Here is a 21,258-nt window from a genome sequence, read left to right as displayed (position 1 = left end):
AGTGCCGCAGACGCGACACTTGTGTGTTTCTGTTGTAATTTCGGAGCCTTAGTCGTTCGCGACCTCGATTTCTCTTGCGATATTTTGATCGTTTACAACTACACCATCAACTTCAATAGTCGCACCGTCTAAGTTCGCTTCTTGTACGCCATTAAGCTGAGTATTGGTATCAATCACAACCGTTTTGGTTTGGAATTCTGGTCCATGATCGTTTTGGCAAGCAAGCACGAAAGTTCGGGAGTTTGCGTCGTAACTGTTTACTAAGCCTGTGCACTCAAAAGACTCTAATAGCTCTGATGTATTATCGTTGTTTGTTGCCGCGAAACTGCTTGCTGAAATACAAGCACCGAAAAGCATAATTAGAGGTAGTGTCATTTTACGCATTATTAATCCCTCATTTGGTCATACGTATCTGTTGTAAAAATTGAAAAGAAAAGACGATACGAGAGAGGGAAGAAGCACCACAAAGGCGGTGCTTCTTAGTTGTGTTTGTTGTACTTATTTCGACTTAGTCGTCAGATTCCAAAGGCTCAATCTCAAGTGCAACATTTGTGTTGTTGATGATAGTACCTTCAACTTCTACATGTTTATTTGCGATGTTTGAAAATGACAGACCATCTTCAAACATTGTTTTGCTATTTACGACCACGCTAGAGTTATCGATAGTTTGGTTTAAATCATTCCAACAATGATCGATGTCGAAAGTTGCGGTGTCCACGCCATTAATTTTGTGGTTTGCTACCCAGCCAGAACATTCGAACTCATTAACGTTCCAATCTTCTTCGTTATCATCTGCCCAGTCTGGCTTTTCAAACTCGACATGAGTTGCAACCGGGGTGTTCAATGTTCCCATGACAGAAGTCACTTCAACTTCAGAGCCGACGGCTAGATTGGCGATCAACGCTGGGTTACAAGGTGCGTCATCATCATTTTGGAAGCAAGTTTTGCCATCAATGATAAATGTTCCGCGGTAGTTAAGCTCGAAGGCGCTCTGGTCTTGGTTTACCCAAGTGACGATGCCTTCAACATCATTTTCTCCTTGTAGTTGGTTGTAGCTTTCAACTTCAACTAACGAGGCATGAAAAACGTTGCCATTGAAAGAGCCTTCTGCTTCCACCCATTGACCCACTTGTAGATCCGCAATGCGGTCATAAGCGACAGTCACATTTGCACCAAGTTTGAATTCTTTCTTATTAAGGTCAATGCTTGAAATTCGACCTTCAACTTCATCTTGATCAGACAAGCTGGTTTCAAATTTTACGACTGAAAGTACTTTGTATTGGTTGTTCGCCGCAGGTAGAGACGACACCATTACCCAGTCACCACTGTCAATATCAGAGTTAATGAGTTCTGGATAGACAAGTTCAAAACCATTGATGGTGAACTTGCCCGCGTTTTTGTCGATGATCTTAATGTGACCAGTCATGGTTGGTTCTAGTGTTACAACAACGGGTGCACTAGACGATTTTTCCTGACCAGAACCAACTTGAACCATCATGTTAGGCTTCACCGAAGCAAGGTTGGTTTGTTTACCACCATACATAACTTCTGATACTCGGTAAGTGTAGCCATTTACTGTGATTGAACTGTTTTCACTACTTACAGACTCTACGGTACCGATAGCTGCACTTGGTTTCGCTGCAGGTTGAGTTGTAGAGTTATCGCTACCTCCAGACCCACCACAACCTGATAATGCCAAACCCACTGCCGCTACAAGCGCTAATTTTTTCATGATATCGACCTATTTTGAAAGCTTATTTATGAATTTGGTTGTATCTTATGGCGCTTATCGTGAAGTGTTCGTGAAGAAACGTGAGCCTATGAAAATATTAATTGTCGATGATAATCACAATGTTTCAGAAACTATTGCGGATTATCTAGAGCTCGAAGGAATGACGATAGATTGCGCTTACCATGGAGAGGCTGCGCTAAATTTAATTCAAGAAAATCATTATGATGTCATCATTATGGACATCATGATGCCAAAACTTGATGGCATCAGTACAGTCGAGAAACTCCGTCGTGAGCAACTTTGTGGTACCCCAATTTTGTTCTTGACCGCCAAAGATACTCTCGATGATAAAGTCGCGGCATTCAATGCTGGTGGTGATGACTATTTGATGAAGCCATTTGCCATGCAAGAACTTAGCTTGAGAGTACATGCATTAGCCAATCGAGGTCCAAGGCAAGATATTGGCACGTTAAAGTTTGCAGACATAAGCTTAGATGTGAGAACCGATGAAGTGACTCGCAATGGTAAACACATCAAACTCAGCCGCATTCAAACTAAAATTCTAAAGCTGCTTTTAAAGCGCGCGCCTGCAGCGGTGTCTCGTACCGAAGTCATTGATAATGTATGGGGTGATGAGCCTCCAGGCAGTGATGCATTGAGAAGCCATATCTATGGTTTAAGAACGGCGCTCGACAAGGGTTTTGATGATTCCAGACTAGAGACGATTCATGGACAAGGTTACCGACTCAAAGCATAAAGAATACCCAAGTATTTATCGCAAGATCCGCTGGGGATTCGGTTTAATGACCTTTGCGATGTTTACCTTATTTTGGTCGTTAATTTATGTAGCGGAGAACAAACTCGAAGTACTGAGCTTACACCACTGGTTAGATACAGAGGTAGAGCTGTACCAAGAGAACTTCCAAAACATGGGGTGGGATGCGCCGCTTCCTAACGTTCTAGAATTTGATTCTTATTGGAGTGAAGCACCAACGCCGGAGTGGCTGTTGTCTTTCAAGTTTCCCGGTTTCTATGAATACCTTTTAGGCGAGGAGGATAAGCATTTTGTCGTGTTTGATCACCCGTCTGGTAAGGGCTTGATGTACATTGTCTTTCAAGATGACTCGGATGACTACTTGGATGAATACGAAAGCTCGCTGCACCAATTCACCTTCTTTTTAGGTGGATTGTTTTCTTTGATCATGGTTGGCTACGGTGTTTATATGGTGCGCATTTTGTCGCGTCCACTTGCCAAGATTGAAGACAAAATAGGGCGAATGCCACCTGACCAACCGGGTTTCGATGTGGATACCAAATTCAGCGAGACTCGTCATATTGAACAGACTCTGTTAGATAGTAAAAATGAAATCGCAGGGTATTTTCGTCGTGAGCAAGAGTTTAGTCGCTTTGCTTCTCACGAACTGCGCACGCCCATTATGGTTATTAAAGGCTCAACAGACATTTTGGCTCGCGTACCGGATCAACCGCCCATTGCTCACAAAGCTATCACACGTATGCAATCGGCTTGTGAGGAAATGAGAGTGTTAACGGAAGCCTTCTTACTATTGGGTAAAGAGAAGGTAGAGCCGCAACACTATGCCGATCATGCGTTAACCACATGCTTAAAACAGCAGTTAGCTGAGCTTGCACCTCTATTTGCTAAACAGGGAGCAGAATACAACCTGAGCGAAAATGAGAGTGGGCTCGTTCATGCCCCAGAGAGTTTTGTGACGATTGTAATTAATAACCTGATCAAAAACGCGTTTAGCTACAGTATTGGCGATATTGAAATCGTGTTGATAGGCACGCAACTTACTATTGTTAATCGACACGATGGTAACGAAACCTACAATGCAGGTTATGGTTGTGGCTTAGTCATTGTCGAACGTATTTGTGAGCGCATGAGTTGGCCATTTGAACTGGATGATGATGGCGTAAGGTTTACCGCTACGGTTGATTTTCGATCGTAAAGTCATCAGATCATTAGATTCCAGTAACACACTCAAAACGGTTAGTTGTAAAGCCAGAGCGTCGACTCTGGCTTTTTTGTTCCTAACTGCCAGTGAAACAAGAAAAAATCTCGATTTGAATTAGACTCATAATAGTAAAAATGAAACCCAAGGAATGGTTATGCTCTCTTATCAGGTCAGCCGAAGTATCGAAATCGAAAAGACGCAAAGTGAAATCATCGATTATCTGAAAGATTTTACCCATTGGCCCGAATGGTCACCATGGATAATTTTGGAACCGGATTGCGAACTTACGTACAGCGAAGAACAAGGAAAAGTTGGCTCAGGATATCAATGGAATGGTAAACGTATAGGTACAGGGGCAGTGGTACTGGAAAGTACACAAGAGCATCGCCTTGATATGGAGTTACACTTCTTTCGACCATTTAAAAGTCAGGCGAAAGTGACATTGATTGTGACGCCGTCACAGAAGGGGTGTGCAGTAGAATGGATGATGCAATCCCGTGTACCTTGGTTTTTATTCTTCCTTAAGGGGATGTTTAAATCCATGATTGAAATGGATTATGATCGCGGTTTACGTATGCTAAAAAGCCAGTTGGAAACCGGGCAAGTCTTATCTCAACTCAAAGACCTCGGTTCCCGGAAACAAAACGAAGTCAGCTACATTGGCTTGGCTGGGGCAGGAACTATTTCAGAGATTGGTCCTGTTATGCAGCAGCATGTCGAACGCTTGTTTGAAATGGCAGAAAAAGAAAACCTCCCCGTTACTGGAGAGTTGTTTTGCTACTACCTTTCGATGGACATGAAGCGTGGTTATTTTGAGTTTATCACGTGCTTACCAGTACAAGCAGGAGTCGTGGCGAGTGGCGAGTTTGTTGCTGGAACTATCCCCGCCAGTGATACTTATGTCGTTGAACATAAGGGCGAATACTGGTTCTTAGGTAACGCGTGGTCATTGGTGATGAACCTAACGCGACAAAATGGCATTAAAGTGAAAACCAAGCCGTTAGGGATCGAACGCTATATGAACAACCCCAATGAGACAGAGAAAGCAGATTTGTTGACCGAGGTAATTGTCTTCAAGAAATGATGTGCGTTGTAAAAGTATGAAGAAACACCATGTTTCAATCCAACTGCATGATAATATTGACTAATCAATTAGAACGATAACCAAGTTGATGAGTGCGATGCTCAAGTACCTCTCAGTTACTTGGATAAATAGCACCATCGCATTATGTCATGGATGAGATATGAAACTTAAATATTCCCTAATTACTGCCTGCTTATTTGCGTCTACTTCTTATGCGGATGAAGCTCCTAAAAACATCATCTACATGATTGGTGATGGCATGGGACCTGCTTTTACGACTGCATATCGTTACTACCACGATGATCCAAGTACAGAAGAAATAGAACCAACAGTATTTGACTCAATTTTAGTCGGTATGGCGAAAACCTATCCAGACGATGCTACTTATGTCACTGACAGCGCTGCGAGTGCAACGGCATTGAGTACAGGGGTCAAAAGCTACAATGGTGCGATTGCGGTTGATGCTGAGAAGAAGCCAATTAAGACAATGTTAGAGATGGCAAAAGAGCAGGGTATGACGACGGGGCTTGTCGCAACCTCGCAGATCAATCACGCTACCCCAGCGAGTTTTGCCGCACATAACGAATCACGCCGAAACTATGATGAAATCGCCAATGATTACGTCGACAATAAAGTGGATGATCAACTGCCAGTCGACTTGTTACTCGGAGGTGGTGTCCGTTATTTCGAACGAGATGACCGTAACTTAGTTGAAGAGTTTAAAGAACAAGGGTATCAGTATATTACGGACTTCAAACAACTTCCGGCGTTGCAAACCTTGCCTGCTCTTGGCTTGTTTGCAGATAAAGCATTTCCGTTCGCATTGGATGAAAACCCAACTCGATTGCAAGTGATGACCAACAAGGCGTTGTCCTTACTTCAACGCCAAGATAACGGCTTTTTCGTCATGATTGAAGGCAGTCAAATAGACTGGTGTGCTCATGCGAACGACATTGCATGTGCGATGGCAGAAATGAATGACTTTGCAAAATCAATTGAACTGGCAAAAGCTTATGTTGATGCTCACCCAGATACGCTTTTAGTCGTTACGGCGGACCACTCCACGGGTGGTTTAACCCTCGGCGCTAATGGTCAGTATTTATGGGATACAGAAGCGATTAAGGGCGTTCATACTACAGCGTGGCCGTTGGCGATGTCTTTGGCCAAATCTCACGATATGATCGCGACGTGGAATGAGTCCGTAGATTGGGCATTAACTAAAGATCAAAGCCGACAACTAGCATACGCGAAGTTGAGTGAAGAGCCAGCTAAAGCGCTTTACAAAGAAGTGAAGGATATTATCAATAAGAAGAGTTATACCGGCTGGACGACGAAAGGACATACCGCCGTCGATGTTCAGGTCTTCGCTTATGGTAAAGGCTCTGAGCAGTTTATTGGTTCGCAAAACAATACGGATATCGCTAAGAAACTAATCAACTTTATTCAATAATGGATGGGTGTTGATTGATAGCTTCTTGGGAGTGAAGTTGTTGTAAAGTTGATAGTTTTACGTGCTTCTTCATTTCTTAAAAAAATACCTCAGCGATTGCTGAGGTATTTTTGATTAAAAGCCAACTTCTCTTGCTAGAGAATTATTGTGCACGGTATTTACCGCTGTTTAATTCAATTTTAGACGCTTTTACGCGACTGTCAGCATTCAGATAGTCACTGATGCCCAAAAGGTCTTGTCCTTCAGAGGCTTTGAATACCGCTGATTCGCCCTGAGCGAAAACAACTTCAAGTTTGAGTTCTTTTGCTACTGCTTTAGCGTCTGCTGGATTTTTTACCGTGACAAAGATAAGGCCGGTTGCTTTTGATACATTGCTAAATGCATTCTTAAACACCTCGTCACCTGCATGCAATTCAGCGGCTTCTGAAAGGTTGTCGACAGACAGTTTACGGTAATCTTGACCGTTAATTTCTACTGCATCAGACGCGATGAACAAGTCTGGTGTTGGTTGCTCCGCTAATTGTTGCTCTGCTTGTACGGCAGTTGCCAACGTTGATAGAGCCAAAATCGAAAATGTTATAAATTTCATGTGAATGACTCCTTAGTGACCAAAGATACGCATAGACCAGTTCTTGATAACGCCTGGCTTAGCATTGTTTGCCATCGGTACATCATAGATAGCTGAAGAATTGAAATATGCAATGAATGAGAACACTTCATCACCATTAGTATCGATAGCGCGTAGCGTCCATTCACCTTTCGCGTTTTCACCATAGAAGTGGTTCGAAAGCATCAATTGGTTCTCGTAACCCGCAATGCTTGGATCCAGTGATTGTCCAACCAGACCGTTGCGAGGCGTTTGTAGAACAGAGCGAGTGCCTGATGGAGAGATCAGCTCGATTGCTAAATCTGGTAGACGTGAATGGTCCAGTGTTAGCTTCACTTGAACCGATTCAACCGTAATGTCATCAGTAACAGCGATGGCTGATGAGCCGCCCGCTAGACTTGCGTCTGGAACGCTGACTTCTGTCGAGTTGCTTGCCCAAGGCGTAATGATTTGTGCTGGCAGAACATTGTTTGTCATGCGTGCACGTTTCATTGCTTCGTCTAGGTTTACAGCACCAAAGCCATAGAACGTATGGAAATTAACGCCAGCTGCGTTCGTCTGCCATGGAGAAATCGCTTCATAGCTAACAACTTCGCCTTGATTATTAACGAACTCAAGTGGCACTCCTGGGTGAGCTTCGTCTGTCACACTTGCTGTTTCTGCAAGTAACGCACGAACGTCACGAGCAGTCAGTGCGTGGTTAGTTGACATGATGGCAGCAATGGCTCCTGAAGTGTTTGGCGCTGCAGATGAGGTGCCATTCATTGTGCTGGTGTAGTTACAGTTTGGATCTTGCTCCGTACCACCATGGAGACCGTTAATACCAAGGTCAGCACTGGTGTTTTGACCTTGTTCACAACCCATCAAGTCGGTGGTGACCATTGCTGGGAAATCTTGACCGTATTCACCAGCAGGCGCTGCAACCCAAACGTTTGAACCCACTGAAGAGTAACTTGCGCGGGTACCATCAGCACGCAAAGCGCTGGTTACTAAGTTGTAGTAATTTGAGTTGTCATAAGACTGCACTGCGTTGTGCATAGGTAGCCCTTTGTTGCCACCGCCAGCAAAGAAGTCACCCGGTAATACAAAGAATCGACCCGTATTGAAGTAACGATAGCCGTTACCTGCTGATTTTACGAACACGGCTCCGCGACCCCAAGCGTTATTTTTGCTGACGTCTTTCATCACATCCACTTCCAATTTGAACTGTGGATCGTTTTCATCGAAAGCAATTGGGGAAAGAGGACTAAAGCCGTAGCTTTGGTTGAATACACGAACATCGCTTGTTGACGCATCTGCACCGTGAGAAATCAACCAACCTTCAAGAGTTTGGTTTGCGAGCCAGTTAAAGCCCATAAGAGAAGAGCGAGAAGCGACACCACGAACCCCTTCGCCATTGTTACCAACGGCACTGATCAGACCGGCAACCGCGGTACCGTGACCATTTGCGTCTACCGGATAATCAGATGGGAAAGGAGAGTCTTCGATGAAGTTTCGGCTACCTGTGACTACGTTACCTGCAAGATCTGGGTGATCGATCTGTACGCCTGAGTCTATGACCGCAACCTTAACGCCAACACCAGCAATGCCCATTGCTTGAGTGAGTGTTGTGTTTAGGTCGTTACCGGCAACAGCAGGGTTCGCTGCAAACGCAGTTTGTCCGGTGTTGTTTAGGTGCCATTGCTCAGAATAGAGCGGATCGTATGCCGAGACGGCAGGTGAAATGCCTACTGCTAGCATCGCAGCGAATAGGCGATTAATGCGTGTTTCCATTTGTGACCTCATGTCTTTGTTTGGAATTTTTCTTCCTGTTCGGTACTCCTTTAAACAGGTCTAAACAAAGCTAGCGGTTAAAAATGGAGACGAAAACTGTTTACATCTTATTTACTTTTATTTTTCGACGCACGACAGTATCTTAGTGTTAACCACTTGAAGGTACGTAAGATTCTAGATATTTGGTGAAAATATAGCGTGTTTGAAAAGCAGGAATATTAGTGTAATTTCCTGCTTTTTATGGAATGGGGTGATTTATATGGCAGGTTGTATGGTTGCCTCAGGTTCTGTAGGGGCTTTCTCTTTACGAGACAACAGACCGTCAACCACTTTCTCAATGTAGAGTTGCTTATATTGTTGGTCACACCAACGCTTGTTCAAACCTCGACGGTTGAACTCAGCACCAATCGCAACACGTGTTTGGTTTGAAGCGCGATTATAATACAAGGTCTCACACAACTGCATGTTACTCATCTGTTGAGCGTATACGTTGACGCTGCTGCTTCTCATCCCAAGTTGTGCAGCTTGTTGATTGCTGCATGCTGCTAAAAACAAAGGCGCAATCGCAGCAAAAATCCATGTTTTCTTCATTGTTCTATTCTATGACGTCGAGTGAATCTTGTACTGGTTACGACCAGCTTGCTTTGCATCATACAGAGCTTGGTCAGCAGCGAAAAACCACTTATCCCACTCTTGTTTGATGGTTTGCGCGCTTAATTCATTAACCGCGCCAAGAGAGATTGTCGCGCCCATGGAGTCAGAGTCAACCTCTAGGTTGTTGTTTTCAACCGCAAGTCTCAAACGGTCCAATGTTTTTGCACAGTCGTCGGCATGGCTAATTTCGAAGAGAAGCACAAACTCTTCACCGCCCCAGCGAACCAGCAAGTCGCCAGAACGTGTGGCTTCATCGAGTATTCGTGCCACATGCATCAACATTTTGTCGCCCAAATCATGACCATATTGGTCGTTGAACACTTTAAAGTAATCAATATCGATGATCGCGAGAGCAAATCGACGACTTGGGCTTCTGCGCGCCATATTATCGAGCCAGTTCGGTAAGAAGCGGCGATTGTGTACCTTAGTTAATGGGTCCGTTGTGTTCTCTTGTGCAAGTACTTCATTGATTCGGTTCATCTGCCTGATATAACGGAACAACCAAAAACCAATGACGGCGACAACAAAGAAGTAGAAGATTTCGCGATAACGCTGCGACTCAAGTTCAGAAGCTTGCAAAGCATTCTTAGCCTCTAAAAGAGTCAGTTCTTTTTGTGCCAGTTTTGCCTCCAAATCGAGTTTGATATTAATCATCTCGTCGCCATGAATATGATTTTCAAAGCTCTTTTCTAGATTGCGTAGAAGCTCTAATGCGTTGAATGCTTCTTCGAAATGCTTAAGCTGTTGGTTTGCTCGGATAAGAACTAAATACAGATCCATTTTTTGTTTGGTCTCTGCACTTGCTGTTTCACTTAACCCTTCTAGGGCGAGATTTGCACTCTTTATCGCTTGCTCGAACTTACCATCTTGAAGATAAGCTTCTGAAAATGCTTCATAGCATGCTGCTTTCATGCCTTTTAGGTTTTGTGGATTGGGTAAATCTAAACAAGCTTGCGCCAACTGATAGGATTCTTCCATTTTCCCAAGCGTGCTGAGTAGCTGGGATAGGTTAGATACCGAGTTATGCTTAATTCTAACTGACCCTGTTGCCATTGATAGTTTGGCTGCTTCTTCGAAGTAACGCTCAGATTCCTCGTACTTTTCCATCCCAAAGTTAATGACACTCAAGTTTGCGTACATAATGGCTAAGAAAAGGCTATTGTCGTACTTCTCTTGGCTGTTTAAATAGCCTTTTAATGCTTGGTCTAGATAAGTCTTTGCACGATCCCAATCTGATAATTCCATATACAGAGAGGCAATGTTGTTGAGCGTCATCGCGATTTGAATTTCGAACTCTGAATTTTCCAACAAGTCATAAGCAGTTAGATAGTGCTTTAGACTTGTTTGGACCTGAGAGCGTTGAACTTCGGCATTTCCCAACCAACGGTAGGCGCGTCCCTGAAGGGAGTTATAGCCAATTTTTCGAGAGATATTAATAACGTCATGAAGAAGAAGTTCACCTTGCCAGACTTCATCGGCCTCCACCAATTCTACTGCTTGATTCAGTTTTGCCTCGGCAATAACCCACTGCAAATTATGAATGGTACCGAATTCGACGAGGTTTGGGATTTTAGGTAGAGGAACACCTTCATAACGCTCAAGATAAATACGAGCAAAATAATACAGAGCTTGGGATTCTGGTGAGGCGTCTTTAGGTAGTGAAAGTTCACTGGATTTAATTGATCGCGGTTTGCCGATGGAGTCAAAGTAGAACTCAAGCATCGGATAATCGTCTTTAGCGATATGGTGCCTTAGGTAACTCTCTTTGTTTGGTTGTTCAGAGGCAAAGCTAGAAGACAGACAAAGTGTACTTAGGACAATCGGAAAAATAGTTCGTAACGTTTTAAGCGGGAAAAGCATTAGTTTGGTGATAAGAGCTGACTCTTATAATTGAAACACATGTGAAGTCTATCACTTATTCTGAGTGATTACCCATAGATTTAGGCAGTCTATCTATGCTTGTAAAACCTTTATCAGATCAATGTTTGTAGGGGGTTGAAATTACGGGAATTAAAAAACGAAGGACTTTGGAGAAAGGAGAGAGTCGGCTGATGAACCCTAACCAGATACAAACGAACTGAAGTTGTTAGAAGTTTAAAAGAGGAGAGTGAACTAGCAAACAAAGAGAGGGATCTGCCTTAAAAAAACGTTTGATCTCTAAAATTTCATCTCGTTGTCATAAATATTTAATATTGCTATGTATTGTGGAAAAAGGCGTTTTTAGACATAGTGTTATTAAGCCATGAAAAACTGGCTGTTCCCATCAAAAAGGAGATTGCCTATGCACAACGAAATGATTCAACCTTCTCGCTTCGGTATTATCGGTCGTACTTGTATTGCTTCAGTACTGATGATCGCAGGTGTTTTCACTCTCATTCAATGAGACAGTAACGAATCATCACTGATAAGAAAACCATAGCAAAATTCAGGGAATTACCTTAATAAAAAATAAGGTATTCCCCTGAAAATCTCGCCTAAATCTCTTTTCTTAACTCAACAAGCTAAAAACCAACGCACTTACTGCAACAATACCTGTCATTAGTACAAAGTATGTAGATGCTTTCCCACGATACTTCTGCAGCCCTTTCACTTTATATACCGCTAACATCGGCATAATAAATAAGATCATGGCAATGACTGGGCCTGATAGAGCTTCCATCATGCCTAGTATGCTTGGGTTCATGATTGCTGCAATCCAAATAGACACAAACAGTACGACTACACTGATGTGATCAACACGTCGTTTTGGCATATCAGAATGCTTAGTGATCAAACCATTCAGGCTTTCGCGCGCGCCAAGGAAGTGACCAAGGAATGAAGAAGTAATGGCAACGAAGGCGACAAGTGGCCCCAAAGTTGCAATGAATGGGTTTTCTGTTGCGTTAGCTAAGTAAGACAATACCGACACGTTTTGTGCTTTTGCTTCTGCCAGTTGCTCCGGGGAAAGAGCAAGTACACATGAGAAGACAAAAAGCAGCACAAATGCGATCAGCATAATGCTTGTGCGGCGCAAGATCAGCTCTGATTTTACATCGGCACCGTCTTCATAGTGTCGGCGTTGTACGTTCGCAAAACTTGAGATCGCCGCAGCGTGGCTAAATGAGAAGATGACGACTGGAATCGCCAGCCACATTGTGCTTGCGAAAGATGACATCTCTGGTGCATCCATCACTGGCATGCTCCAGTTTGGCATTAGATAAAATGAAAGAAACGCCAGAATCGCAACCAACGGGTAAACCATGATAGCGAACGCACGTAGCATCACTTTTTCACCCGCCATCATGATAGCAATCAAACTGAATACTAATACGCCAGATAGTAGGGCACGTGGCAGTGGCTCCATACCCGCTTGGTTGACCATAAAGCTGTCAACGGTGTTGGTAATACCTACGCCATAGATAAGTAGAATCGGGAAGATAGAAAGAAAATACAGCAGCGAAATCGAACGACCAGCTTTCGCTCCGAAGTGCTCTTCTACAACATCTGTAAAGTCTGCATTTTTGATTTTGGATGACAGCACAAAGCGAGCAAGACCTCGGTGCGCTAAGTAAGTCATTGGATAAGCGAGGATCGCCATAACAACCAAGGGCCAGAAACCACCGATGCCTAGGTTAATAGGAAGAAATAGAATGCCTGCACCCACGGCAGTACCAAACAAGCTTAATACCCAGTGAGTATCATGTTTTGTCCAATTATTTGTTGTGTTTAATTCACTAAAATTTAACGTTTCTCGAGATTCTTTCACTTAAAACTCGCCTTTATAAAAATAATAATCGCGCGGATGTTATATGTTTTAGTGATTGTTATCACATTGGTGGAGTGGTGAATCATGCTGGTGAAAAGGCAGTGGTGTAAATTATCGAACCATGAAAATTTGCAAAAAGCGATATATAGTTTCAATTTTGCATATTAAAACTGAAACTATATCGTGAAATTTAACGATTTTTTGGTTTTAGATGTTGTGGTTAAGCTTTGTTCGATAACTTTGTAAGGTAGTCATGTAAGGGAAGTGGCTTAGCAACACCAAACCCTTGAGCAAACTGAATATTTAGCGACTCTAGGGTGTCAATATGTGCTTGTGACTCCACAAATTCGGCAACGGTTACTAATTTCATGCTGGTGGCAACTTGGCTGATGGCTTGAACGATAATTCGGTCGTTTTCACTATCAACGATATTTTTTACAAAAGAGCCATCAACTTTGAGCACATCCAGTGGGAGGCGACGTAAATAGTCAAAACTGGCGTATCCGGTACCAAAGTCGTCCAATGCGATGGTCGACCCTGATGCGCGAAGAAGATCGAGATTGTGAATAGCGATGGGTTCATTGCGCAGCGCATCCGACTCGGTTATCTCAAAGCACAGTTTATCCATTGGTATATGATGCAACCTAGCTTCTGCCTGTATGTCTTCCGCCATCCCTTCATAATTGAGTGCCTTAGCGGTCAAGTTGATGGCACAGCGTCCAACAAGGTTCCAATCTTCCACTTGCGCCTTTAGTGCGCTGAACGTGTGTTCAATAACCCACTGATCTAATTCTAATTCGAGTCCAAACTCATTGATCAACGGGAAGAACTCAGCAGGTGACATGAGCTCACCTTGGCTTGGCTTTAACCTCAGAAGGATTTCGAAATGCGCGGCTTGAGGTGTTAGCGTCAGGGCGCGATACGGCTGACAATAGAGCTCAAACTGATTCTCACGAAAGCACTGTTGGATAAAGCTGAGTTGATTGAGTGTGTTAGATTGCTGGTGGTTGTGAGTTACCCAACTCACACAGCTTTGCTGATGAGCTTGTTGCTCACACAGTTTAGAGATAAGTGGATCAAGGTTACTATTGCCAAAGATTGAAGCGCACTGAATCGTTCGTTTTACGAGACTAATAGCTTTGTCGTCGAAGTAAAAATAGAAGCTATCTAGTAGGCTAATCAGAGTATCGAGCTCTTTTTCCATGTTTGGTAAGCGGGGCGCGATGCAGAGTAAACCACTCGCAAAAGGAGGCAGGTAGGCGCGCTGTAAGTGCTCAGTATTTGATGCGAGATATTGACTGAGCTGTTTCATTAATTGCGCTCTACCATGATGCCCTAGACCACTTAGCTTTGACAACGTAGGCTCAAGGTCTATGTAAATCAAAGTAGCATTCGTGTGCTTTGCGACATCGTCTTTAAGTTGCGCGAGATTGTACAACCCCGTGAAGCTGTCGATACGCTCTTTACGAATGGCATTGCGTGTGGTGACGTAGTTTTTAATCGTGTGAGCGCCAAGCATAAACGTAAGCATGGTGAGAACAAACAACACCAAAAGCATGGCGTAAACTTGCTCTCTAGAGAGAATATCCGCGTTGAAGCGTTTTATGATGCTTTCGATACAAATCAATAAAGTGGCGGCGCCTACCAACATTGGTCGCACCAAGCCAAACTTGCCTAACGCCATGCCTACCAGACAAAGCAAAATTAAACTCAAGGTGTTGAGTGTTAGTGGGTTAGTCGTTGATATAGCCGCCACAAGGAAAAGCGCACAAATCATCAGCCAGAGTCTGAAATGCAAAGGGCTGGAATGGGCGTCCATCATGGCGCGGTCGAGCTTTAAATAGGGCGCATTATCACCATCGAGCACGTAGCTCAGTCCTAGGCTTAATAAAGGGGTCAGTACCATTTGCGTTAAAATCGCGCTCAAAACTGAATAGGCGATAAACTCAAAAGAAAAATCTGGCGCTCCTCCAAGAAGTGCACAGATCAGAAGCAAAAGTGCGGTGTTCGCTATTGGGTAAAGAATGCCGATTAAAATGGCGAAGTAACCTAACTTTAGTGTGAAGTTGTAAGCCAGTACACGCTTCAATGCAGCGCGATAAAGTTGGCAAAATAGTAATGGCAGGGTGGGCAAAAAGAAGGCAAATAATAGCGCCATCTCCCAAGGACGTTGGGAGAAGACGGTATAGTAAAATAGCAGGCTCGCGACAATGGTCGGCAATACTCGCCAACTGTATCTTAAGGTCACAGCAACGACAAAAGCGGCTGTGAAAGAGAGTACATGGACACGATCTTGCGAGATAACATAGAAATTAGACAGGCTATAACTGACTTGTATCGCGCAAAAAATTAGGGTTTGAATGCCTAAAAACTGCCACCACTTTTTATTTTTATAATCGAGCAAAGGGTTGATTTGCTCGAATCCAGACATCGACATTATTCAACTCTAATTATGACAACTTAATTGAAGCGCTGACGTAAACGCTAGCGGTACATTTTCGTAATGACTCGCTTGCTAATGAGCCTGATTGCTCAATAAGGACGACTGTTTTCGTCTCGTTATTATTATTTTTGTATATAAGAGCGGCGATTATTCAACAAAAAACGACCAACAATCAAATAAAAACTGGTATGACGTTCCATTAGTTAAAACTGGCTCTCATCATCAAGAATTGGTCTGACCAAAGCAAAAAGAAGTATACCCAAGGAGACTCGCCCTTCGGGAGCATGTCATTGAGTTGATTTCTGCGTCACCCAACTTGATGACAACGCTCTGAACCCTGCATCTTGAAGTCGCTTGGGTATATCAATGTGAACTGCATGAAATCGTTAGGTTTTATCGCACTTTGCAACTATATTCACTCGGAGAGTTTTATAAGGAAACATTGCCAATGCAGATCACCTCAGCAGATAAAAATGATTTAGCAGCTCTATATACACTGGAGCACAAGTTATTTGGTCATCACGCTTACCCTCAATTTTTCTTTCGACAAGCATTTGATTGTTGGTCTCAAGGTTTGTTGGTGGCCAAAGAAGAAGGGCAAATAGCTGGTTATGTGCTGATGGCGACAAGTGATGAACAAAACACGCAATGGATTCTGTCATTAGCGGTAGATGCGACACACAGAGGCAAGGGGGTTGCGCGTTTGCTAGTGGATAAGGTGCTAAGTAAAGTTGAAACAGGCTCAGTAGTGAAGCTAACCGTTGATCCTGACAATATACCTGCCTTCAAACTGTACTCATCGCTTGGCTTTGTTGTGGTCGCGGAAGAGGATAACTATTTTGGCGATCAAGAACCGCGCTTGGTGATGCAACTCGCTCGCTAGTGCTGCACTTCTGTGAAACAAATCCGCACCTAATCAGTGCACAACCAAATATAAAGAGAAAACGGATCTTTATAAGTTATTGAAAATGAATGGTATTCATAGTTGGCATTGGGATTGCAAATTAGATTGTGTTCATCGTTAACTCGATGCGCCGCTTTCCCTTAGCAGGCGGTTAAGCGGATAGGGTATTACTTTTTTGAGCTTTTATAGGCAATGCAGCCTCTCTCGTTTCGGGAGAGGTTTTTTTTCGCTTGTAGCTCGTCATTCTAAGGAAAGAATCAGGGGGCGGAATGTCGCAAGGATGCAAAAAAACCACTTGTCCCTATTGTGGTGTTGGATGTGGTGTCGAGGTCAATGCGAAAGGAATTGTTGGGGATGCGTGTCATCCGGCGAATACGGGTTCATTGTGCGTAAAGGGTGTGGCATTGGCAGAAAGTTTAAATATGCCGTCACGGTTGTTGTATCCGAAATTTGTAAGTCAGGAGCGACCTCAGGGTAAGGAAGTGCAATGGCAACAGGCGACAGATCTGATTGCAGAAAAGATCCACCAAGCAAAGGCGGAGTTTGGACCTGATTCGGTCGCAATGTACGTTTCTGGTCAGTTGCTGACAGAGGACTACTATATCGCCAACAAATTGATGAAAGGTTACGTCGGCAGCGCGAATATTGATACTAACTCGCGTTTGTGTATGTCTTCGGCGGTTGCGGCTCATGTACGAGCATTTGGTGAAGATGTCGTTCCCGTCAATTACGATGACATTGATAATACCGAACTATTGATCATATGCGGTGCCAATACCGCATGGACACATCCTGTGTTGTTCCGCCGAATCCAACAAGCGAGAGAGAAGAACCAAAATTTAAAATTGGTGGTGATTGACCCTCGTGAAACGGTCACCGCGCAGCAAGCGGATTTGCATCTACCGATTAAAAACGATGGTGATGTGTCACTCTTCAATGGGCTGCTCAAGTTTCTTATCGAGCAGCAATACATTGATTCTCAATACATAAACTCCTATACCGACGGGTTTGAGGCGCTTGCAGAAGAAGTTTCTGATTTGCGTTACGATGTCACTAATCTCTCGTCTTCCATTGGTATATCAGAAGAAAAACTCACGACATTCTTCCAATGGTTCGCACAAAGCCCAACCGCAATCACGCTGTTTTGCCAAGGGGTTAACCAAGCTGAAAATGGTGTCGATAAAGGCAATGCCATTATTAATGCACACTTGGCGACAGGTAAGATTGGGAAAGCTGGTTGCGGTCCTTTTTCTATAACTGGTCAGCCGAATGCGATGGGTGGGCGAGAAGTCGGTGGATTGGCAAACCAGTTAGCGGTTCATCGCGCTTTTGACGCAGAGTCTATCAAGGAGGTACAAGCGTTTTGGGATTCACCAGAAATTGCCACTAAGCCCGGATTAAAAGCCGTCGAGCTGTTTGAGGCGGTAGAACGTGGTGAGATTAAAGTTCTTTGGATCATGGCAACCAATCCCGTTGTCTCTTTACCAGATAACCAATTGGTAAAACGTGCGCTAGAGATTTGTCCATTTGTGATTGTTTCAGATATCACAGCGGATTCGGATGTAGCGCATTACGCGAACCTGTTGTTGCCCGCCGCCGGGTGGGGGGAAAAGCAAGGCGTGGTGACCAACTCTGAGCGTCGACTTTCAAGGCAGCGTCAGTTTCAAACACCTCCCGGTGAAGCAAAATCGGATTGGTGGGCGATAAACCAAGTTGGGCAAGCTTTGTGTGAACTAGAGAAGACCAAGAATGGTTTTGCATTTACCTCAGAACATGCGGTATTCAGGGAGTATGCGGCGATGACAGGCATGAATGCAGATTCGCCATTGAAGCTAGATCTTTCTCAACACGCGAACTTAACCGAGCAAGAATACGAAGCTTGGAAGCCTACTCAATGGGGAGGAGTACGCCCTTTTTCTGATGGCGTCTATTCACACCCAGATGGAAAAGCGCGTTTTGTCGTGACCAGCGAATTGCCTCAACGCTTAGAGAGAACAAAAGGCTGGTGGCTCAACACGGGTAGGCAACGCGATCAATGGCATACCATGACGCGCACAGGGCATATCGCACACCTTGCTGCCTCTGAGTTAGAACCAACCGTGTACATGAACACACTCTCTGCTACTCAAAATCGCTTAAAAGCAGGACAACTCACCAAGCTGTTCCAGCCCAATTCAAACACCAGTATTTATGCCAAAGTTGCCATTGATGAGGGGTTAGGTTTTCAGGAGCTGTTTATGTCAATGCACTGGGCGGGTCGATATGGCGGTGAAAGCGGTGTTAACGCAATAGTAAACAGCGCAAAAGACCCTATTTCTGGGCAACCTGCGTTTAAGTCATCTTATGTTGAAGTGCAAGACGCGGCGGTAAAAACCTACGGTATGTTCATCGGTACACAGTTTGATTCTGGCAAGTTTCTCTACAGCGCATTTCAAGCAGAAAGTAATTTGGGCATCTGGCGCTTTGCACACGATAAAAGACCAAAGAAGCAGAGTTTTTGTCGAACGGAAAAGAGCCGCAGGATTACGATAGATATTGCCCAGGGTTGGCTAGCGGTGGATTACGACCTTGTTGGAGACGTTCGTATCATTCGCTCTGTTTTAGTGGTGTCTAGTGAACCAATTCAAACCGACTACACCAACTTTACCGGCTTGATTGGCAAACCTATGGAGCTATCGCAACTGCTTACCATCACTCAATCGCAAAGCAGTGCCAAACTGGTCTGTAGTTGTTTCCGCGTCACCGATAAACAAATACATGACGCGATGGAGAAACAAGACTGCACGTCAGTGACCCAACTTCAAAACAAACTCAAATGCGGTACTAACTGTGGCTCGTGCGTCTCTCAAATCAAACAAATGGTCGACAGCCATCAGCATCAAAAGGGCAAGCAGCAAGCGAACCAGCAAAGTCTGGCTATTCAAATAAAGTAAGTCACAAAGAGGATAAGCACATGGAAGCGCCTTATCAAAAGTCTTGGTTTAAGAAAGGACAAGCGAGTCAGAAACAAGAACGTTCGTCTCGCTTTTCTAAGCATGACCAAGCAAGCAAACTGAACCAACTTTTAGAAGACCATTCAGTAGATCTAGATGCGAACCACAAAGGTTTTGTCTCGATTGTTGGAGCAGGGCCGCACGATCCTGACTTATTAACGGTGAAGGCAGTGAAAGCGATTATGTCGGCAGAGGTGCTGCTGTACGACCGTTTGGTTAACAAAGATATTTTGGAGTTGGCTTCGCCACAAGCTGATTGGATTTACGTGGGCAAAAGATGCGGACAACCTAGTATTGGTCAGGAAGAAATTTGTGATTTGATAGTATCGCTCGCTCAACAAGGAAAGCGAGTTGTACGCTTAAAAGGGGGAGATCCATTCGTATTTGGCCGTGGAGGCGAAGAGGCGTTAGCGCTCGTCAAACACTCAATCGCTTACGAAGTTATCCCCGGCATTACCGCTGCGATTGGTTGTTCAGCAAACAGCTTGATTCCGCTGACTCATCGTGGCGTTGCTCGCAGCGTTACCTTTGTTACGGGGCAAGTGGTAACAGGCGCATTTGAGGCGTGGAGCCAATTGATGCAAAGCGGACAAACGTTAGTCTTCTATATGGGGTTAGAAAAGTCATCGCAAATACAAACGGGTTTAATAGGCTCTGGTTTGAGAGAAGATTTCCCAGTCGCGATAATCACTCATGGTTGCAGCCCTCAACAACAAGTGCACGCTACACAACTCAATCAGCTCAATGATTTATCGATTACACTTAAAGGCGTGAGCCCAGCATTGATTGTGATGGGAGAAGTTGTCAAACTGCGCGAACAACTAATAGAAACCGTACAGTCAGTGACGGAATACGAGGGAATATGAGCAGCATTTTGGAATGTATCAGAACAGTCGGTCGTGGCGAGCGTGGCAGAAAACCACTGAGCTTTGACCAAGCGTTTCGAGTTATGGATGAATACCTAAACGGTGAGTGCGATGATGATCAGATGGCGATGTTATTGATGCTGATCCGCGTACAGAACGAGACTCAACAAGAAATCGCTGGTTTTGTGAAAGCATTCCAATCCCGCATGCCAGCTATTGGTGCAGACATTGATTGGCCATGTTATGCAGGCAAACGTGAAGCGGCAGGTCAGCCTTGGCACCTGTTGGCAGCGAAGATCCTTGCCGATAATGGTCATAAAGTGTTAATGCATGGCTATCACGACCGTCAATCTGGTCGTTTACACGCCGAAGATTACCTCGACACTTTTGCTATTACGAAAGCGGAATCAGCAGAAGACGCAAAGCGTGTGTTAGAAACACAAAACATTGTGTATCTGCCGCTGAGTGCGTTTGCGACTCAAGCAGAAACCATGATCGGTTGGAAGAATCGTTATGGGCTTAGAACGCCGATCAATACCGTGGTTCGAGCATTGAACCCGGGGCAGGCAACGGTTGGTATTCGTGGTAGTTTCCATCCTGGATTCCAGCAACTTCATGCCGAAGTCGAATACGAGATTGGTCAAACTGCGCACGCCGTTGTGTCATTCAAAGGACAATCTGGTGAGTCAGAATACAACCCAAAAGTAAGCCAAACAGTATGGTTAAGCCAAACAAGCGGTGTGACATCGCATTACTGGACGGAGCAAATGCTATCTGAGGTGCCAACGCCTGCGAACTGCCCATTTGGGACGTCAGAAGATGACATGAACCAAATGGCAAATACGGTTCTTGCTACGATGACAGTGGTCTTGTTTGCACAAATGCATGATCGAGAAAAAGCCTTTGAACGTGCCTTTAGTTATTGGCAGACGTACTGTCATTACGAGTAATTTTGAGTTGACTGGCTAAACCAAAGTATTGGTTTTAGACAAATCCACTCAAAACAAACAACGCAAAGTTGTTGAATCTGA

The 21,258-nt window shown here is 44.2% G+C and carries 16 protein-coding genes; 8 read left to right on the top strand and 8 right to left on the bottom strand.

Translation table 11 applies throughout. From position 1 onward, the window contains the following. Nucleotides 1-48 precede the first annotated feature (48 nt). On the bottom strand, nt 49-384 hold the full coding sequence (locus tag VHA02S_RS10035; RefSeq protein WP_038897505.1) for a hypothetical protein: 336 nt from the start codon (nt 382-384) through the stop codon (nt 49-51). Nucleotides 385-508: 124 nt separating this feature from the next. Continuing rightward, a complete protein-coding gene (locus tag VHA02S_RS10030) occupies nt 509-1,732 on the bottom strand; it encodes a DUF5666 domain-containing protein (protein ID WP_038897506.1) in 1,224 nt (407 codons plus the stop codon). 88 nt (nt 1,733-1,820) lie between these two features. Here VHA02S_RS10030 and VHA02S_RS10025 point away from each other — a divergent pair, with 88 nt between their 5' ends. From VHA02S_RS10025 to VHA02S_RS10010, 4 genes are all read left to right on the top strand, one after another. Next, a complete protein-coding gene (locus VHA02S_RS10025; protein ID WP_005450120.1) occupies nt 1,821-2,489 on the top strand; it encodes a response regulator transcription factor in 669 nt (222 codons plus the stop codon). Further along, a complete protein-coding gene (locus VHA02S_RS10020) occupies nt 2,461-3,702 on the top strand; it encodes a sensor histidine kinase (protein ID WP_005450118.1) in 1,242 nt (413 codons plus the stop codon). The genes VHA02S_RS10025 and VHA02S_RS10020 overlap by 29 nt, the downstream gene beginning before the upstream one ends. Before the next feature lie 160 nt (nt 3,703-3,862). Next, a complete protein-coding gene (locus VHA02S_RS10015) occupies nt 3,863-4,792 on the top strand; it encodes an SRPBCC family protein (protein WP_029790728.1) in 930 nt (309 codons plus the stop codon). Between the two features lie 160 nt (nt 4,793-4,952). Next, nucleotides 4,953-6,242, top strand: a complete 1,290-nt coding sequence (locus tag VHA02S_RS10010; protein WP_029790729.1) for an alkaline phosphatase — start codon at nt 4,953-4,955, stop codon at nt 6,240-6,242. 142 nt (nt 6,243-6,384) lie between these two features. Here the strand turns inward: VHA02S_RS10010 and VHA02S_RS10005 are convergent, their stop codons facing one another. From VHA02S_RS10005 to VHA02S_RS09980, 6 genes are all read right to left on the bottom strand, one after another. Continuing rightward, the gene (locus VHA02S_RS10005; RefSeq protein ID WP_038897507.1) at nt 6,385-6,831 is read right to left on the bottom strand and encodes a serine protease external chaperone; all 447 of its coding nucleotides are present in this window, start codon (nt 6,829-6,831) and stop codon (nt 6,385-6,387) included. Nucleotides 6,832-6,843: 12 nt separating this feature from the next. Beyond that, nucleotides 6,844-8,622, bottom strand: a complete 1,779-nt coding sequence (locus tag VHA02S_RS10000) for a S8 family peptidase (protein WP_038897508.1) — start codon at nt 8,620-8,622, stop codon at nt 6,844-6,846. 255 nt (nt 8,623-8,877) lie between these two features. Continuing rightward, a complete protein-coding gene (locus tag VHA02S_RS09995) occupies nt 8,878-9,213 on the bottom strand; it encodes a hypothetical protein (RefSeq protein ID WP_005450107.1) in 336 nt (111 codons plus the stop codon). Between the two features lie 9 nt (nt 9,214-9,222). Continuing rightward, complete coding sequence (locus tag VHA02S_RS09990) at nt 9,223-11,136, bottom strand: tetratricopeptide repeat-containing diguanylate cyclase (RefSeq protein ID WP_005450105.1); 1,914 nt, start codon at nt 11,134-11,136, stop codon at nt 9,223-9,225. A gap of 628 nt (nt 11,137-11,764) precedes the next feature. Further along, nucleotides 11,765-13,021: an aromatic amino acid transport family protein gene (locus tag VHA02S_RS09985; protein WP_038897509.1), complete on the bottom strand. Its 1,257-nt coding sequence runs from the start codon at nt 13,019-13,021 to the stop codon at nt 11,765-11,767. A 220-nt stretch (nt 13,022-13,241) separates the two neighbouring features. Further along, nucleotides 13,242-15,458 (bottom strand): EAL domain-containing protein, encoded by a 2,217-nt coding sequence (locus tag VHA02S_RS09980; RefSeq protein ID WP_038897510.1) that lies wholly within the window; start codon nt 15,456-15,458, stop codon nt 13,242-13,244. 454 nt (nt 15,459-15,912) lie between these two features. Here VHA02S_RS09980 and VHA02S_RS09975 point away from each other — a divergent pair, with 454 nt between their 5' ends. The 4 genes from VHA02S_RS09975 (at nt 15,913) to VHA02S_RS09960 (ending at nt 21,177) form a co-directional block, all read left to right on the top strand. Continuing rightward, nucleotides 15,913-16,347, top strand: a complete 435-nt coding sequence (locus VHA02S_RS09975; RefSeq protein ID WP_005450095.1) for a GNAT family N-acetyltransferase — start codon at nt 15,913-15,915, stop codon at nt 16,345-16,347. Between the two features lie 290 nt (nt 16,348-16,637). After that, nucleotides 16,638-19,301 (top strand): nitrate reductase, encoded by a 2,664-nt coding sequence (locus VHA02S_RS09970; RefSeq protein ID WP_038897511.1) that lies wholly within the window; start codon nt 16,638-16,640, stop codon nt 19,299-19,301. A gap of 20 nt (nt 19,302-19,321) precedes the next feature. After that, on the top strand, nt 19,322-20,227 hold the full coding sequence (gene cobA / locus VHA02S_RS09965; RefSeq protein ID WP_038897512.1) for a uroporphyrinogen-III C-methyltransferase: 906 nt from the start codon (nt 19,322-19,324) through the stop codon (nt 20,225-20,227). Further along, a complete protein-coding gene (locus VHA02S_RS09960) occupies nt 20,224-21,177 on the top strand; it encodes a glycosyl transferase family protein (RefSeq protein ID WP_038897514.1) in 954 nt (317 codons plus the stop codon). Before cobA ends, VHA02S_RS09960 begins: the two co-directional genes overlap by 4 nt. Nucleotides 21,178-21,258 lie beyond the last annotated feature (81 nt).

Source organism: Vibrio harveyi NBRC 15634 = ATCC 14126 = KCTC 12724, assembly GCF_001591145.1.
GTDB lineage: Bacteria > Pseudomonadota > Gammaproteobacteria > Enterobacterales > Vibrionaceae > Vibrio > Vibrio harveyi.
Note: the sequence above shows the minus strand (reverse complement) of the source record. Positions and strands in the feature narration are given on the sequence as shown.

Excerpts from the sequence above, each read along its gene's own strand:
- VHA02S_RS10015 (WP_029790728.1), top strand. The coding sequence starts at position 3,863 with ATGCTCTCTTATCAGGTCAGCCGAAGTATCGAAATCGAAAAGACGCAA.
- VHA02S_RS10010 (WP_029790729.1), top strand. The coding sequence starts at position 4,953 with ATGAAACTTAAATATTCCCTAATTACTGCCTGCTTATTTGCGTCTACT.
- VHA02S_RS09960 (WP_038897514.1), top strand. The coding sequence starts at position 20,224 with ATGAGCAGCATTTTGGAATGTATCAGAACAGTCGGTCGTGGCGAGCGT.
- VHA02S_RS10025 (WP_005450120.1), top strand. The coding sequence starts at position 1,821 with ATGAAAATATTAATTGTCGATGATAATCACAATGTTTCAGAAACTATT.
- VHA02S_RS09970 (WP_038897511.1), top strand. The coding sequence starts at position 16,638 with ATGTCGCAAGGATGCAAAAAAACCACTTGTCCCTATTGTGGTGTTGGA.
- VHA02S_RS09995 (WP_005450107.1), bottom strand. The coding sequence starts at position 9,213 with ATGAAGAAAACATGGATTTTTGCTGCGATTGCGCCTTTGTTTTTAGCA.
- VHA02S_RS10035 (WP_038897505.1), bottom strand. The coding sequence starts at position 384 with ATGCGTAAAATGACACTACCTCTAATTATGCTTTTCGGTGCTTGTATT.
- VHA02S_RS10005 (WP_038897507.1), bottom strand. The coding sequence starts at position 6,831 with ATGAAATTTATAACATTTTCGATTTTGGCTCTATCAACGTTGGCAACT.
- VHA02S_RS09980 (WP_038897510.1), bottom strand. The coding sequence starts at position 15,458 with ATGTCGATGTCTGGATTCGAGCAAATCAACCCTTTGCTCGATTATAAA.
- VHA02S_RS09975 (WP_005450095.1), top strand. The coding sequence starts at position 15,913 with ATGCAGATCACCTCAGCAGATAAAAATGATTTAGCAGCTCTATATACA.
- VHA02S_RS10030 (WP_038897506.1), bottom strand. The coding sequence starts at position 1,732 with ATGAAAAAATTAGCGCTTGTAGCGGCAGTGGGTTTGGCATTATCAGGT.
- VHA02S_RS09990 (WP_005450105.1), bottom strand. The coding sequence starts at position 11,136 with ATGCTTTTCCCGCTTAAAACGTTACGAACTATTTTTCCGATTGTCCTA.
- VHA02S_RS10000 (WP_038897508.1), bottom strand. The coding sequence starts at position 8,622 with ATGGAAACACGCATTAATCGCCTATTCGCTGCGATGCTAGCAGTAGGC.
- VHA02S_RS10020 (WP_005450118.1), top strand. The coding sequence starts at position 2,461 with ATGGACAAGGTTACCGACTCAAAGCATAAAGAATACCCAAGTATTTAT.
- cobA (WP_038897512.1), top strand. The coding sequence starts at position 19,322 with ATGGAAGCGCCTTATCAAAAGTCTTGGTTTAAGAAAGGACAAGCGAGT.